15 protein-coding genes are annotated in these 15,657 nt (G+C 52.1%); 5 read left to right on the top strand and 10 right to left on the bottom strand.

Going from position 1 to position 15,657, the window contains the following annotated elements; all coding sequences use genetic code 11:
• Positions 1 to 34: 34 nt before the first annotated feature.
• The 7 genes from JI741_RS32535 to JI741_RS15095 all read right to left on the bottom strand — a co-directional run bounded on the left by JI741_RS32535 (position 35) and on the right by JI741_RS15095 (position 5,934).
• Positions 35 to 193, bottom strand: coding sequence for a hypothetical protein (locus JI741_RS32535; protein ID WP_236676074.1), 159 nt, complete (start codon positions 191 to 193; stop codon positions 35 to 37).
• On the bottom strand, positions 186 to 1,739 hold the full coding sequence (locus tag JI741_RS15120; protein ID WP_202010908.1) for a vanadium-dependent haloperoxidase: 1,554 nt from the start codon (positions 1,737 to 1,739) through the stop codon (positions 186 to 188). The genes JI741_RS32535 and JI741_RS15120 overlap by 8 nt, the downstream gene beginning before the upstream one ends.
• Positions 1,736 to 2,671, bottom strand: a complete 936-nt coding sequence (locus JI741_RS15115) for a transporter (RefSeq protein ID WP_202010906.1) — start codon at positions 2,669 to 2,671, stop codon at positions 1,736 to 1,738. Before JI741_RS15115 ends, JI741_RS15120 begins: the two co-directional genes overlap by 4 nt.
• Before the next feature lie 223 nt (positions 2,672 to 2,894).
• A complete protein-coding gene (locus JI741_RS15110) occupies positions 2,895 to 3,434 on the bottom strand; it encodes a hypothetical protein (protein ID WP_202010904.1) in 540 nt (179 codons plus the stop codon).
• A 159-nt stretch (positions 3,435 to 3,593) separates the two neighbouring features.
• Positions 3,594 to 4,223: a 16S rRNA (guanine(527)-N(7))-methyltransferase RsmG gene (rsmG, locus tag JI741_RS15105; protein ID WP_202010902.1), complete on the bottom strand. Its 630-nt coding sequence runs from the start codon at positions 4,221 to 4,223 to the stop codon at positions 3,594 to 3,596.
• Between the two features lie 14 nt (positions 4,224 to 4,237).
• Positions 4,238 to 4,846, bottom strand: coding sequence for an RNA polymerase sigma factor (locus JI741_RS15100; RefSeq protein ID WP_202010900.1), 609 nt, complete (start codon positions 4,844 to 4,846; stop codon positions 4,238 to 4,240).
• Complete coding sequence (locus JI741_RS15095) at positions 4,834 to 5,934, bottom strand: glycosyltransferase (RefSeq protein ID WP_236676073.1); 1,101 nt, start codon at positions 5,932 to 5,934, stop codon at positions 4,834 to 4,836. The genes JI741_RS15100 and JI741_RS15095 overlap by 13 nt, the downstream gene beginning before the upstream one ends.
• A gap of 701 nt (positions 5,935 to 6,635) precedes the next feature.
• Between JI741_RS15095 and JI741_RS15090 the strand changes: the two genes are divergently transcribed.
• The 4 genes from JI741_RS15090 (at position 6,636) to JI741_RS15075 (ending at position 10,964) form a co-directional block, all read left to right on the top strand.
• Positions 6,636 to 7,703 carry a LacI family DNA-binding transcriptional regulator gene (locus JI741_RS15090; RefSeq protein WP_202010898.1) on the top strand — a complete coding sequence of 356 codons (1,068 nt, stop codon included), beginning with the start codon at positions 6,636 to 6,638 and terminating at the stop codon, positions 7,701 to 7,703.
• Between the two features lie 63 nt (positions 7,704 to 7,766).
• Positions 7,767 to 8,897, top strand: coding sequence for a tRNA guanosine(34) transglycosylase Tgt (gene tgt, locus JI741_RS15085; protein ID WP_202010897.1), 1,131 nt, complete (start codon positions 7,767 to 7,769; stop codon positions 8,895 to 8,897).
• A 30-nt stretch (positions 8,898 to 8,927) separates the two neighbouring features.
• Positions 8,928 to 10,061: an LptF/LptG family permease gene (locus JI741_RS15080; protein WP_202010894.1), complete on the top strand. Its 1,134-nt coding sequence runs from the start codon at positions 8,928 to 8,930 to the stop codon at positions 10,059 to 10,061.
• Entirely contained in the window at positions 10,062 to 10,964 is a 903-nt protein-coding gene (locus JI741_RS15075) for a DMT family transporter (protein ID WP_202010893.1), read from the top strand.
• On the opposite strand, the gene ispE is transcribed toward JI741_RS15075, so the two are convergent.
• The 3 genes from ispE to JI741_RS15060 all read right to left on the bottom strand — a co-directional run bounded on the left by ispE (position 10,951) and on the right by JI741_RS15060 (position 14,649).
• The gene (ispE, locus tag JI741_RS15070; RefSeq protein WP_202010891.1) at positions 10,951 to 11,766 is read right to left on the bottom strand and encodes a 4-(cytidine 5'-diphospho)-2-C-methyl-D-erythritol kinase; all 816 of its coding nucleotides are present in this window, start codon (positions 11,764 to 11,766) and stop codon (positions 10,951 to 10,953) included. The two genes, JI741_RS15075 and ispE, sit on opposite strands and share 14 nt — an antisense overlap.
• A gap of 69 nt (positions 11,767 to 11,835) precedes the next feature.
• Complete coding sequence (locus JI741_RS15065; protein ID WP_202010889.1) at positions 11,836 to 12,648, bottom strand: enoyl-ACP reductase FabI; 813 nt, start codon at positions 12,646 to 12,648, stop codon at positions 11,836 to 11,838.
• 90 nt (positions 12,649 to 12,738) lie between these two features.
• A complete protein-coding gene (locus tag JI741_RS15060; protein ID WP_202010887.1) occupies positions 12,739 to 14,649 on the bottom strand; it encodes an ATP-binding protein in 1,911 nt (636 codons plus the stop codon).
• A gap of 217 nt (positions 14,650 to 14,866) precedes the next feature.
• Here JI741_RS15060 and JI741_RS15055 point away from each other — a divergent pair, with 217 nt between their 5' ends.
• Complete coding sequence (locus JI741_RS15055) at positions 14,867 to 15,604, top strand: hypothetical protein (RefSeq protein ID WP_202010885.1); 738 nt, start codon at positions 14,867 to 14,869, stop codon at positions 15,602 to 15,604.
• Positions 15,605 to 15,657 lie beyond the last annotated feature (53 nt).

Below are 15,657 nucleotides of genomic sequence, written 5' to 3'. Positions count from 1 at the left end.
ATAATCTCGCCCGGATAACTCTAACCCATCTTTATCATCCACCCGGACGGCGGATGACCTTATATTTTTTATCAGATCCTGCATCCCTCACCGACTCTCCCCCGAACAATGCGCAGGTTCCGGTCAGTGCCGCTGCGCAAAGCGTGTTTGCGCAGCAGTCTTGAGGGATATCAAAATCAATTTCTTTAATCATCTGCTCCGTCGTTCTTGGCAAAGCCATTCACGAGGAATGTTCCTACGGATTCTCCCAGCACCAGACCATCGTCGCAGTCTTTTCTGTAGTGAATGCCCGCATAGAGGCGCGACATGGCGGCCTCGGAAGCATCGGCTTCAAATTCAGTGGCGTGTTCAGGGAACAGGTAGCTCAACACGCTGGCGGCAGCAGCCGAAAACGTGGAGTGACCCGAAACATAGGAAGGGAAGTTGGGCACACCCGTGCCGGTTTTGATAGCGGCATCAAGTTGCGTGGGACGGGGATTGAAATAGAAATATTTGGTATCCCAGCAGGCCAGGGCTGCATTGTGCTGGCCCATGTTTAACAGTGCAAACGCACGGGCAGCACGCACTTCGCTGAAGTTGGCATCGCGAATGTGTTCGGCAGCAATGTCGTTCCAGTGTCCGGGAGGCGTGTAGGTCCCCACACCGTCGGCCCATTTGTGTACGATGGCAAGGCGTTCGCGGGTGAGGTTGTCTACATACCATTTCACTTCTTTCACTTCGTCGTTCATTTCACCGGAGCCGGTCAACGGCGGAGGTCCGGGGCGCATGGCCACGATGTCGTCGTAGGTCATTTTGAAGGGCGTCACTTTGTAGAAGAACGGCAGCATGGGAGGGCGTGGCGGTGTTTCCAAACTTGCCCAGGCCACGTCGCCACGGCTTGTTGCGTTTTTCTTCAGGTCTTCCCAAAGTTGTTTGTTACCAATGGCGTTGCGCATGCCGTCGTTCGCCGCGCGGGCTTTGAACAGGTCGGCCACCGATTTGCCAAGCGCCAAACCCGCAGCGATATCGCTCGAGGTGGCTTTGCCCGACCACAACGCCGCGTTGCGTTGCTCGCCGGCCTTCAGGGTAATTTCTTCGAGTGCAGCCGGAAACAACACTTTCAACATTTCGGCTGCGGCACCCGACATCACGGCATCTTCTGAAGGATAGGAAGGCAGATCTGATTGGGGAACCAATGCCGTTACACCGGGGTCGGTTACGTAGGGTGCAGGACGTTTGTACAAATACTTATAATACCATGCTGCTTTCAACGCATCATACACTGCCGTGCTCACATACGCATAGGAACGTGCAGCGTAGGGAGGATTTGAAAAGGGGAACTGAGGATCGTTGAACGGATTTTCAGCATCGGGAGCGGGATACGTTCCTTCGGCAGTAGGTGCCGGAGGCAAATTGTAGCGCGCCACGAGCTCGCGGAAAATCTGGTTCCAGCGCAGCACACCGCCGCCGGCCCAATATTCGATCGACTTCTTTTGGTTGGCGTTGAGCTTGCTCTGAATGTCTTTCAAGGAAGCCAGCTCGGCCTTGTAGGCATCCGACGTCACTTCGGCCGGTGCTGGCACAGCAACCTGTGTGTTGCTGGTCATGTGCACCATGGTCCAGTTGCCGGCGTCTTCGTCGACACTGGCAGGTTTCAAGGGCGTGAGTTGCTCGGTTACTGAAATGCTTTTGTCACAGCTTGTCACAAAGAGCAGACAAGCGAGTGCTGTAGTTATGGCGGAGTAGAATGTTTTTTTCATTGCGCAGCGTTATCGACGTCAGTTTTAGAAAATATGAAAGTGTAGAGCAGACCGCCCATCAGCGTGGTAGATTGTCCCACGTTGCGGCCACTCACGGTGTAGGTCACGGCGCCTCTCACGGCAAGTCCGCGGGGCTGTGGCAGGTAGTACATCACCAGCGCTCCGGCTTTGCCATAGTTCATGCGGTTCGAAACAAACGGCATGTCCTGGCGGCGGATGTCGGAACCCGACAATGTGTTTTGTTGTGCATAGTTCAACTCCGCTTGAAGTCCGTGCTTGCGGTAGCCGGCAGCAACAAAGAAATCGAACACGTTGGGCATCCACACTTCGTCGGTGTTGTTGATCTGGCCGTCGGTGTAGTAGGAAGGGCGATCAAGTTTCACGTTGCCACGATAGGTGTAGCCGGCAGAGCCTGTCACAAACAGACCCGAGCTCATCGCAAAGTAGGTTGTGAACCGGCCTTGCAGCGTGGTGCTGTGCAAGCCGATGGAAAGCGGCAGAAAATCGGGCGTGTAGTCAGTGAGTGGTGTTGAGAAAGCACCCACGGCAAAAAAGCGCAGGGTTGTTTTCTCCGTTTTGTTGGTGAAGAAGTTATACTTCAACGCCAGCGTCAGGTCTTGCACACCTTCCATGCTGTGGAGTGTGCCCATGCTGGCTTTGGTTTTCACATAGGGAAGCATGGCGATGGCGTTGAGTTTGTTGCTGATGCCATAGGTGGCCATCCAGGCAAGACTTTGCGTCGTCACCTTTCCGATGTTGAGGTTGTCGCGCTTCAGTGTTCCTTCCCAATAGTTCTTCCACTGATCCTGGGTATAAAGCAAACCCGTACATAATGTCTGCTTTGACATCATCAACCCATCGTTTATTGTCTGCGCCTGCAGGTGGAAGCACCCCAGGCATGACAACAACAGAATCGTAAAAATTTTCTTCATAGTCTATAGTTTGGTTTATAAGGTTTCACTTGTTGTTTACCCAAGCCCAATCCTCTTGAGCCTTGAGTTTTTTTTGCGCGTCGCACAAAACACCCGCGCATTGCGGTTCGCTACCTCCGTCAAAGCCAGGGCTTATCCGGTGTCGCACGGTTCATGAAATTGAGAATGATGTTAAGGAGAATGTCCGGCCCATCGGCCGGCTCACAAAAAGCTGTCTGACCGATCAGGCTCTTGGAGGATGTTTGATGAGGGAAGGATTGGAATCGCTATAGAACGATTCGTGCGAAAAGAAGGACAGAAGGTTTTCCCATCCGCCCGTGGCAGACTCTACGTCTACCGCGCTGCTGATATAGTCTTTAATGAAATTCTGAAAGATTTTGCTGTGCGACTTTGCATCGACGGGCTTGTCGGTGAACGTTTTCACATAGTCGGCCAGGGCTTGATTGATGCGTTTGCTCTGATTGTCTTTGTAGCACACAATATACAGTGTGTCTTGCGAGAGGCGTTGCTTCACCAGGCGGTACACTTCGCCGTCGTGTTCCAGTTCGCCGTCCACGCGCTCATAGTGGTTGTTGTCCATGGCGTAGGGCACCGCGAGGGGAACTTTCAACGTCACGGTTTCCTGCACACCGTAGTCTTCGGAATCGAACCGCGCCATGAGGTCCTGCGAGTTTTTGTAGCTGAGCCCCATAAACACACCATAATAGCCCATCACATTCAAAAGCAACAGCAGCGTGAGCACTATGGTTAAAGTCTTCCTCATTCGGGTTTCAGGAATACAATAGTTAGAAAAATATGTGAGAATAGCAAACGGTTTCGGTCTCGGACCGGGGGAAGGGATGCCGTTTGGGTGGCGGGATTGAGGTGGTGAGTGGAAATATCAGAAAGCTATTACGATACCTAAGGGCATCCCCTCCTGGCCTCACAACGGCACGTAAACAATCTTCTTTGTCTCAAAAAATTCTTCCTTGAAGTAGTCGGGCAAATCAAAAAGCTGGTAGGGATGATGAAGTTCGGCAAGCTCTTCGGCCAGGTCGCCGCCCTTCAGGTAGAGGATGCCGTTGTAGAGATCGTGGATGGATTTCTTTTTCACTTTCTTGTGTATCCAGCCATAAAATTCCTTGAGGCGGGTCACCGCGCGACTCACAATAAAGTCGTATTCGCCTTTGATTTGTTCGGCACGGATCTGTTCGGCCTTCACGTTCTTCAATCCCAGTCCGTCCGCTACATTGTTCACCACGGTGATTTTTTTTCCGATGGAATCTACCAAGTGAAACTGGGTTTCTGGAAACAGGATGGCCAATGGAATGCCGGGAAAGCCCCCACCCGTGCCCACGTCGAGCACCGATGCTCCGGGCTTGAACGTGTTTGCCTTGGCGATGGCCAGCGAATGGAGCACATGATTAATATAGAGGTTGTCTATATCCTTGCGGGAAATGACATTGATCTTCTCATTCCACTCCTGATAGAGGGGAAAGAGTTTGTTGAACTGCGATTTCTGAAGGTCCGTGAGGTCCGGGAAATAGTTGAATATAAGGTCTGCAGAGGGCACGGCAAGAAAGTCGTTTAGATATGATCCCGTTTGTTCTTCACCATGTCGAACATCAGTTCGCGGGCACGGTGCAGCTGAGCTTTCACGGTGCCCAGGGGGGCGTCGAGCTCTACGGCAATTTCTTCGTAAGACAGTTCGTGGAAGTAGCGCAGGCGCACCAGCTTCTGGTATTTGGCCGGCAGTTTGTCCACAAAAATCTGGATGAGCTCCGCCTTTTGGGCCTTGATGGCCTCCTCCTGCGGATCGAGGTTTTCGTCTTCCACGTCGATCGACACCGATTGGCCGTCGTCGTCTGTAAAGGTATTTTCGATGCTGAGGGTGTTCAGCTTTTTCTTGCGAATGAAGTCAATGGTGTTGTTGGTGGCGATGCGAAACAGCCAGGTGCTGAACGTAAAGTCCTTTTTGAAGCGGTGCAGGCTGCGGAACGACTTGGCAAACGACTCGATGGTGAGATCCTCGGCGTCGTCGACGTTTCGCACCATTTTCAGAATCATGTGATAGACCGGGCGCTTGTAACGTTGCAGGAGTTTGGCGTAGGCTTTGTCGTCCCCCCCTACTGCCATGTCTATGAGCTTGAAATCTTCGAGTGCCTTGGATGAAAACCTATTTTCTAATTCTTCCATCGTACTTTTTTTGTTACAGACGCCGCCAGGCCGGTGACAAGATAATAAAAGGCATAAATAAAATCTAAAAGGGGCACGGCCCAGCCCTCAAACCTTTCTCCTAACGTCTTTGTCGCGATCTGTGTTGTGATGGTAAGCAAAATCGTTCGAAATGCCAGCAGGCCCAGGATGATGTAGTGATATTCAGAAAAAACAGACAACGCCACACCGCCAAACCACGACAACATCCAGGTGATCATGAACAGCCCGATCAACGCTTTGGGCACGAAGCGGTAGTATTTGCCCACCGACAAATGGCGGACCTTCTGATGGTAGAAAGCTTTCCATGTAGTCTTTGGAAACGAGTGTGTGAGGGCGGCGGCGCCGAGGCTCACCCCGGTGTTGCTGCCCTTGGCGTGGAGGTTCACAAAAAGATCGTCGTCGCCACCCGTCACGTTCAGAAGGTTGTTGAAGCCTTTCACTTCCAGGAAGTTGGAACGGCGGTAGGCAAGGTTGCGCCCCACGCCCATATAGGGCCGGCCCAGCAGGGCAAACGAAATGTATTGAAGGGCGGTGACCAGGGTGTCGAACCGGATGAAGGCGTTGAGCACGCCGGCCTGCCGTTGATAGGGCGCATAGCCCAGCACAAACTGTTTAGCGTCGCTAAATTGGGAGCTCATGGCCGAAATCCAGTCCTTGCCCGACGGACGGCAATCGGCATCCGTCAGCAAAATCCATTCATAGCGGGCCGCCTTGATGCCCAGCGTGAGTGCATATTTTTTTCCATCCACGTGGGGCGGCGTCCGGTTCACGTGCACCATTTTGAGGCGGTGATCTTTGGCCGTTTCGGCCAGCAGCAAGTCGAATGTGTAGTCGTTGGAGCGGTCGTCTACGATGATGATTTCAAATTCGGGATGGTCCTGTTCCAGCAGCTGGGGGATAAGCGCTTTCAGGTTTTCTTCTTCGTCGTGGGCACAAATGATGACCGACACCGGCAACGCCACACGCGCAGTCGCCTCCTGCTTTTTCGAAAAGGCAACGATAAACACCAGGAAATAAATGACTTGTATTCCTATAATGACAAATAAGCTGATCTCTAAAATTTGCAATGAGGCGTGGTTTTAGCATCACAAATATAGATGTCCTTTACGGACCTGAAAGTAATTACCGGATAATTCCACACAGCACACGCTCAACGAACGCGTTGTTGTGCGTGATTTCCTTTAAGTGCTCGGCTCCTATCGGTCGCCCATTCAGGGGCCATCCGAAGCACATATTACCCGGCCATGGGAGGTGGCATAGTTCATCGGTGCATATACCCACACCGTTATGTGTTCCTTCCTTCGCGACGCCGCATTTGTGATTGTCAGTGTGTGAAAAGGTCGGAACGCACAAGCACACACTACCAGGATTTCCCGAAAAAATAAAGGGCCAGTGAAACCACCGACCCCTTATCACTCTAGCCTATATCCTTACTACAACTAGGTATTTTGTGCCACCCCTGGAGGTGTGTATTTGTCTTCGCATCTCGAAAGCCGAGGGCTTTTGCACGGGAACCAGGCTTCTTGTTGTGACCTGATGGCCCTTGGCACCGTCAAATAGGCTTTCTGCCAGAACATTATTCCGCCTGTTTTGGCCCCGGCCGAATATTCTAGCGGCCAAAACGCATGTTAAAGTAGAAGTTATCAGAAATAAACGCAAGAAAATTTTTAAAATGTGTACGCACACATTTAATTTGTGTGCGAAAACACATTGCGCTTCGCTGCCGGGAACGTTTTCTATTGATTTTAAAATTTCATTCTTTTGAATTATGGACATTGGAAAAAACATCCGAATCAAGGATATAGCCAAGCTCGCCGGCGTTTCTGTCGGCACGGTAGACCGCGTTTTGCATAACCGTGGTCGGGTTTCTGATGAGGCCCTGAAGAAGGTTACGTCCGTCATGGATCAGATCGACTACAAGCCCAACCTCATTGCGCGCACCCTCGGCTCCAATAAGAATTATAAAATCGCGGCCCTCATTCCCGACCCCACCGTAGATGCATACTGGGCACAAACCAACCTCGGCATCATCCAGGCCCAGGCCGAATGGGCCCAATATGGCGTGACCGTCGACACCTTTACCTTTGATATTTTTGATAAAAACGCCTTCATCGGCCTGGCACAAGAGGTTTTGGAAACCGCCCCCGATGGCATTGTGATGGCCCCTATTTTCTATCACGAGTCGTTGCCGGCGTTCGAGTTGTTTCGCGATCAGTCCATACCCTATGTATTGTTCAACACCAACATTCCCGAATCGCAGCCACTGGGCTTTATTGGCCAGAATCTGAATCAAAGCGGCCGCGTGGGTGCCGAACTCATCAACCTGGGTCAACACGAATCCGGAACGTTTGCCGTGCTCCACATCGATGAGGATGTGCACGACTCCATTCACTTGTTGGAAAAAGAAAAAGGCTTCCGCGAATATTTCCAGGAGCACCGCAAGCACAAATTCGAGATCGTTGACTTCATCCTGAACCCCAACGACCCTTCCTTCGACAACCAGCTGGAACAATTGCTGGCCGACAAAACCCTGAAAGGCATCTTTGTGAGCACATCGAAAGGCACTTCGGTGGCCGCGTCGTACCTCGAAAAACACGGAAAAAGAGATATCCGCCTCATTGGCTATGACTTGCTGGACGAGAATTTGAAGTTCCTCCGGTCGGGCATCATCGACTTTCTCATCAACCAAAACCCCAAACGGCAGGCGCTACTGGGGATCAGCCACCTGGTGAACCACCTCATGTTCAAAAAATCGGCACCGTCCATGGAACTGTTCCCCCTGGAAGTGATCACGCAACAAAACGTGGATTCGTATCTGGGTTCCGGCATTCACTAAGCCACCTGCTCCAGCCAAGGCTCAAGGATTTCTGAATCCATAGCGCTATTTTTGCGCCCATTCATGAAATTCACGCTCCACTCCGTCGATCCGAAGTCGGCCGCCCGCGCGGGCGTTTTGCAAACCGGCCATGGCGAAATTCAAACTCCCATTTTCATGCCGGTGGGCACCGCCGGCTCGGTAAAAGCCGTGCATCAGCGCGAGCTCGAACACGACATCCAGGCCCAGATCATTCTGGGCAACACCTATCACCTCTACCTGCGCCCCGGCATCGACTTGCTGGAAAGGGTCGGTGGGCTTCACAAGTTTAACGGCTGGAGCAAACCCATCCTCACCGACAGCGGCGGCTACCAGGTCTACTCGCTGGGCGCCAACCGGAAAATCACCGAAGAGGGTGTCATCTTTAAATCACACATCGACGGCTCGAAACATACTTTCACACCCGAAGGGGTGATGGACATTCAGCGCATCATTGGCGCCGACATCATCATGGCCTTCGATGAATGCACACCCTATCCCTGCGACTACGCCTATGCGCGCAACTCCATGGACATGACCCACCGCTGGCTGAAGCGCTGTGTGGACCGCGTGCATTCCACGGAGCCAAAGTATGGCTATGAGCAGGTGTTATTTCCCATTGTGCAGGGCAGCGTGTACAACGATCTGCGCAAGCAATCTGCCGAGTTCATCGCGTCACAGGATCAGCCGGGCAACGCCATCGGTGGCCTATCGGTGGGAGAGCCACACGAAGACATGTATGCCATGACCAGTCTCGTGTGTGGCATTCTTCCCCAACACAAACCACGCTACCTCATGGGCGTGGGCACCCCGGAAAACATTTTGGAGTGCATCGCTCTCGGCATCGACATGTTCGACTGTGTGATGCCTACTCGCAATGCACGCAATGGCATGCTGTTTACCACACAAGGCATCATCAACATCCGGAACGAACGGTGGAAAGACGACCTGTCGCCCATCGATGCAACGCTGGGTGGCTATGTGAGCACCTTCCACAGCAAAGCCTATCTTCGTCATCTCATCATCAACAAAGAAATATTAGGCGCGCAAATTGCTTCCATTCATAACCTTACCTTCTACCTTTGGCTGGTGAAGGAGGCGCGCAAGCAGATCGTGGAGGGAACCTTCGCGGAATGGAAAAACAAAATGGTTAAGATCGTTTCACAACGACTCTGACCAACATCACAACGCAACCCATAGGGCGACATGAAGCTTCTCGATAAATACATTCTCAAGACGTTCCTCGTCACCTTCTTTTTTGTGGTGGTGATTCTGTTGTCGGTGATCACGGTGATTGACCTCACCGACAAGATGGACAAGTTTTCGGAAGCGAATCTCAGTGCGGGGTCGATCATGTTTTATTACCTGGTCTACATTCCCGGGCTGGGCAGTTTGCTCACCCCCATCACCATCTTCATCGCGGCCGTGTATGTTTGTTCGCGCATGGCGGGGCACACCGAGATCATTGCCATGCTGAGCGCGGGTGTGAGCTTCAAGCGTATGCTCGCTCCCTACCTGGTGGGCGCCATTTTTGTGGGCGTCATCAACTTCACACTCACCGGGTGGATCATTCCCAACTCCACCAAAGCGCGCGTAGAGTTCGAGTTGCAATACCTCAAAAACAAATACTATTTCGACAAGCGCAACATCCACATCCAGGTGGCTCCCGATGTGTATTTGTATATGCAGAGCTACAACAACACCAACAACACGGGCTATCATTTCACGCTGGAGAAATTTGAAAACAACCGCCTGGTAGAAAAGCTTACCGCCGATCGCATCGAGTGGGATTCGACCAAACACAAGTGGACTATGCGCGACTGGGCCATCAAGCGTGTGGACAGTCTCTTCCACATACCAACATCGGCCGAAGTGAGCAAGGGATATATTCCCCATTCTTTTTCCGACAGCGCCAAATTGTTTCGCGGCCCTTCGCGCGACACAGCCCTGGTGATTCAGCCCAAAGAATTTGAAAGCGACTACCTCCGCTCCGAAGGCCTCACGCTCAACGAACTCGACGACTACATCGACATGCTGAGCCGTCGTGGGTCCACCGGCGTGGAAGTTTACCAGGTGGAAAAATACACGCGCTACACCTCGCCCTTCACCATTCTCATTCTGGTGTTTATGGGTGTGATTGTGTCGTCGCGCAAAAGTCGCGGAGGCACAGGTTTGCAGATTGCCCTGGGGTTTGTACTGTCGTTCATGTTCATTCTGTTCTTCACGCTGTTCCGAACATTTGCCGAAGCGGGCTCTATGCCGCCACAAATTTCAGTTTGGATTCCGAACATCATCTTTTTCCTGATCACCCTCGGCATGTATAAATACGTTCCCCGTTAAATGGCCACACGCGCAGACTATCTCAAACTTCACTTCATTGTTTTTCTCTGGGGCTTTTCGGCTATTCTGGGAAAACTCGTGTCCATCCCCACCATGGAGATGGTGTTCTTCCGGGCGCTGCTGGCTGCGCTGGGGTTAGCGATTGTGATTTATGCGCGAAAAGAATCGTTCACTGTCCCTCCCAAGTCATTGCTCTATCTTATCCTGATCGGCTTCGTGGTGGCGTTGCACTGGGTGTCATTTTTTGGAGCGGGACGTGTGGCCAATGTTTCGGTGAGCCTGGTCGGTTTTGCCACCAACTCGCTGTGGACGGCCGTGCTGGAGCCGTGGCTCAACCGCACACGCATAAAAAAATTCGAACTGGTGCTGGGCTGCTTAGTGTTGTTCGGACTCTACGTGATCTTCTCGTTCGACTTCCAATACAAACTCGGGTTGCTGCTGGGCATTATGGCAGGATTGACGTCGGCGCTGTTTTCGATTTTCAACTCGCGCATGGTGCGCACCATCCCATCGTTCACCATCGCGTTCTATGAAATGATTGGATGTTTCCTGGGCCTGGCGTTGTTTCTGCCGGTCTATAAAATGGTGTGGGGCACACACGAAGCGATGTTGTATCTGCCCACGCTCTCCGATTGGTTATGGATTGCCTTGCTGGCAGGTGTGTGTTCGGTCTATGCCTACTCCACCGCCGTGGAGCTGATGAAAAAGATCAGCGTGTTTCTGATTCAGCTCACGCTCAATCTCGAGCCGGTCTACGGCATCATCATGGCCGTGCTCATCTTTGGAGCGTCCGAAAAAATGGGAACTAATTTTTATGTGGGCACCGGCATCATCATGTCGGCGGTGATTGTGTATCCCTTCCTGCGAAAGCGATTCGATCAGCGAAAGCTCATGCCGAAATAATTCCAGACCAGACCAAAGCGTCCGGAAATGCCGAAGATAATTCAATTTGTTTTTGGAAAATTCCAAACACCGTCGAGCCCGAACCACTCATGCAGGCATAGACTGCGCCGGCCTCATAAAGTGTCGTCTTGATCGTTTGAAGCGAGGGGTGTTTTTTAAAAACCGATTCCTCAAAATCATTTTTAATCCAATGCCTCCACTCGTGCAGCGGATGTTGCAGGAGCAATTCTTTCAGCGAATGTTCTTTTTTATGGGGATGAATGCCGGCATACGCATCGGCGGTAGACACGTGCACATTGGGTTTCACCATCACAATATAGTTCCCCTTCAACGACACATCGATGTCGGAAAGCACTTCGCCACGGCCTTCGCCAAACTGTGACCGGTTTTGTGTGAAGAAGGCGCAATCGCTACCCAGTTGCGCGGCAAACCCGGCCAACGCGGTAGCTGAGTGCCCAAGCTTGAAAACCGAATTCAACAACCGTAATGTGTAGGCCGCATCAGACGAGCCTCCTCCCAAGCCTGCACCCATAGGAATAATTTTGTGCAGGTGAATGCGCACCGGCGGAAGTTTGTGGGCGTGCTGCAACAGGTGATAGGCCTTTATGCAGAGATTGTCGTCTTCCCTGCCGGGTATGGCGATGCCCGACGACGTAAACGAAAACGTATCGGATGGAATCACCTCAAGGATGTCGGTCCACGCGATGGGATAGAAACACGTTTCCAGGTTGTGATAGCCATCGGCGCGTTTGCCGGTGATGCTGAGGCCGAGGTTGATTTTGCAGGGAGGGAAAGAAACCATGCGCGTATAAAAACAAACCGGGTTTCACGGTGCCAATGGCATTCATGAAACCCGGTGCTTTTGAGAAAATTATTTCGAGAGTCTGTCCACCATTTCCTGTGTGATGCCCGTGGAGGAGAAGCCGCCGTCGTGCATCAGGTTTTGCATGGTGACCATGCGGGTGAAATCAGAGAACATCACGGTGATGTAGGCTGCGCAGTCTTCGGCGGTGGCGTTGCCCAGGGGCGACATCATGTTTGCAAAGTCGAAGAACACGTCGAAACCGGAGATGCCGGCACCGGCTGTGGTTTTGGTTGGCGATTGTGAGATGGTGTTCACGCGCACTTTCTTCAGTTTGGCAAAACGTGCACCATAGCTGCGGGCAATCGACTCCAGCATGGCTTTCGCCTGGGCCATGTCGGTGTAGTCGGGATACGACCGTTGCGCCGCGATGTAGCTGAGGGCCATAATGGAACCCCACTCGTTCATGGCGTCAAGCTTCTCGGCCGTTTGCAATATTTTGTGAAACGACAGCGCCGAAATGTCGATGGTTTTCAAATACCAGTCGTAGTTCATGTCGCCGTATTCTTTTCCTTTGCGGATGTTGGGGCTCATGCCGATGGAGTGCAACACGAAGTCGATTTTGCCACCCAGCAATTCCATTGACTTGGTGAACAGGTTTTTCAGATCTTCTTCCGACGTGGCGTCTGCCGAGATCACCTCGGTGTTGCATGCCTGGGCGAGTTCATTAATCTTCCCCATGCGCATGGCAATGGGCGCATTGGTCAGCGTAAAAGAACCACCTTCTTCTTTCACTTTCAGGGCGGTCTTCCAGGCGATCGAATTTTCATCCAATGCGCCGAAAATGATTCCCCGCTTTCCTTTCAATAAGTTGTTAGCCATGTTAGTTTAATTGTGTCAAGGCCACAATAATACGAATTTATTGGCGCGCGGCGAACCAGGGGCAGAATTTAGCAGGCAAGTGCCAACCCCCTACTCGTTGGGTATGGTGACGGAGAAAAAAGTGCCTTTGCCCACCGCCGACTGGAAGCGGATTTTGCCGCCCAGTTTGTCGAGGGCTTTTTTCACGAGATACAATCCCAGGCCGTTTCCTTTTGAACGTTCGCTGCCGCGAAAAAAAGGTTTGAACACCTCGTTGTGAAAGGGCTGTGCAATGCCGATGCCTTTGTCCGACACTTCCAGCACCAGCTCGCCCTGTTCTTCGGTCACATGGATGTGAATGGCATTGGTATGCTCGGGGTTTGAAAAATGGATGGCGTTGTCGATCAGGTTCATGATGATGATGCGCAACAGGCGTTCGTCAGACACAAAGCGCACCTCGTCTACCGACACCGCGATGCGAATGTTCTGCTCGTTCAAATCGGCCTCAAATTTCTTGATGACGTCCGACAACAGTTCGTTGAACCGGATGATCGACAGCTCTACGGCGTGGTTGTTCAGGTCGTGCGAAGTGGCCAGCTTCAGCAGCATCAGGTCCATGGCACGGGCCGTCAGGTTCACCTTCTGCAATATTTCGCGGGCCAGTTCTTCTTTGATGAGGTGCTGTCCGATGTTGTTCAACCCCAGAATGGTGGTGATGGGCCGGCGCAGATCGTGCGACGAGCGGTAGAGAAATGTGTCGAGCTCGCGGTTGGCCTCCAGCAGTTTGCGCGTTCGTGTTTTCACTTTGTCTTCGAGATCCTTATTCACTTTTTTGCGAAAGCGGTTGCGGCGATACAGGAATGAGATGAGCACCAGCGCCAGGCCCAGGCCCAGGGCAATGGTGATGGTGAGAAACGATTGGGTTTTCAGTTGCTCGTCTTTCAACTGGTTGTCTTTCACCACCAGGTTGTGGTTGGCCAGTTTCTTTTCGAAGTCGAATGCCGCCTGCAGGTTGGCACGCTCGCTGGAATTTCGTTTGGCCAAAATCGAGTCGCGCTCGGCCTGAAATTTCCGGGTGAAGGAATAGGCTGTTTTATAATCGCCGGCCTCGCTATAGAACCCCGCCACCTTGTTATAATATTCCGGCATCATGAAGTGGTGCGCGCGGATGAGAATGCCCACGGTGTCGAAAGCCTGGCGTGCTTCGGCACGACGTCCCAGTTTTTCGTAGGTGCTTCCCATCACAAAGATGGCGTTGGCCGCCGAATGCCAGTTGCCGAATTTCAAACTCACCTTCTTGTCGATGGCACACATCAGCAATGCCGAATCATATTGACCGGTCCGGTGATAGAGCGTACCGATGTTGCCTGTGGTGAGCCCGGCCCAGAAAGCGTTGCGCGTTTCTTCGGCCAGTTTTTGCGATGCGCGCAAGGCCAGGAGCGACGATGCATTTTTTCCCAGCTTCATGTAGGCGAGGCCCAGCGTGTTCCAGGCACCCATCACCACCGTGAGCCGGTCGTTTGAGTTGAAGTTTTCGGGTTCCAGATGGTAGAGGTGCAACGCCCGGTTCAGCAAGGCGGCCGACGCTTCGAGGTTGTCGCCGTTAAATTGAATGTTGGCAGCCTCATAGTAGTTGGAAAACGATTCGAACGCGTCGCCGTATTTTTCGCTCCAGGGCGCGGCTTTCAAAAATGCGTCGAGTGCTTTTTCTTTTTGATTCTCGCGGTTGTAGATGCTGCCGATGAGGTAGAGTGCCGGGCCTTTTTCGGTGTTATGTTTGAACGCCTCGGCACCTTGCAAAATGCGTTCGGCCACCTGAAGGGCTTCCACGGTCTTGCCTTTGCTGAGCTGCACGCGGGCCAGGATGCGCATGGCCTGCAAGTCGCCACGCAACGCTCCGTTGTTTTGCACATCCGGAAGAAGAATCCGTTCGGCTTCTGCGAGGGGCATGCGCGAGAGCGCTTTCACAGTGCTGTCGAGTTCGGTTTCGGTGATCACCTTGCGGTGTGAAGCCACTGCCATATTTTGTGCGCATACGGGTGACGTCATGCATATGATCGCAACCCAAACCATCCCCCTATACCCTTTCAACTGGCACACGCTCATGAACTAACAGAATGTGGAATTTACCTACGAAAAATAAGAGACAAATTTACAGCTCTGCCCGCAAAGAATGGAGCGTCTTGTGGCATTCGATAGAATATTTTTGTATATATTAGTATACCAAAATTTAATTCTTATGGAAACCACGTCAACGTTCTTAAGCGCGTGGGATCAATACATGTATGTTGGGGCAGTGATGTGTGTGGCGATCGGGGTATTGATCCTTTTGTATCATGAGTTCAAAGTTTTCCAGATCAAAGATTTCAAAGAGAAATACGACTACGTAAACCTCAACGAGATCAAATACTTCTGGTATTCCGTCATGGCCTTCATCGCAGCGGTGGCGATCTATGCCAACACGCTGGCCACCGACAAAATTGTGCACGAGGGTTCGCGCTGGTTTTTTGTGCGCATCTTCATCACGGCCGGATTCGGTGTGATCTCCTACTTTATTTTCTTCAGCCTGGTGCGCATCTATTATCCGCGTCAACTCGAAAAACGGCTCACCAAACTGCGCAACACGCCGCGCATTTCTCCGGAAGGAAACGTCATGCGCAAGCTCAGTGATTCGGAAGAAGAACATCACCTCGAAGACGACATGAAAACGTCGGGACCTGTTCATTCCATCGATTACGACGTGTGGCTCGACGATAAAACAGGCTACAAAAAAATCGAAAAATATCCGGCCTATCAGCACGCCGAAGAGTGCACGGAATGCGGCTACTTCACGCTGGTGATTGACCGCGAAGAAATTGAACGGGCCCCCACACCCATGGAGCCGGGCCTGCTCCTGAAGCACTTCAAATGTTCCTATTGCGGACATCGCGAACAACACGAGATTGTGGTGACTAAACTCACGGCAAACACCGCATGATCCAAAAAATACTTTTCGCCTAAGCGCTTTCCGACCCGCGTCCAACCTGTATA

Origin of the sequence: Chryseolinea lacunae, assembly GCF_016735595.1 — a bacterium.
Lineage (GTDB): Bacteria > Bacteroidota > Bacteroidia > Cytophagales > Cyclobacteriaceae > Chryseolinea > Chryseolinea lacunae.
The sequence above is the reverse complement of the archived record's forward strand: the minus strand, read 5'-3'. Positions and strand labels throughout refer to the sequence as shown.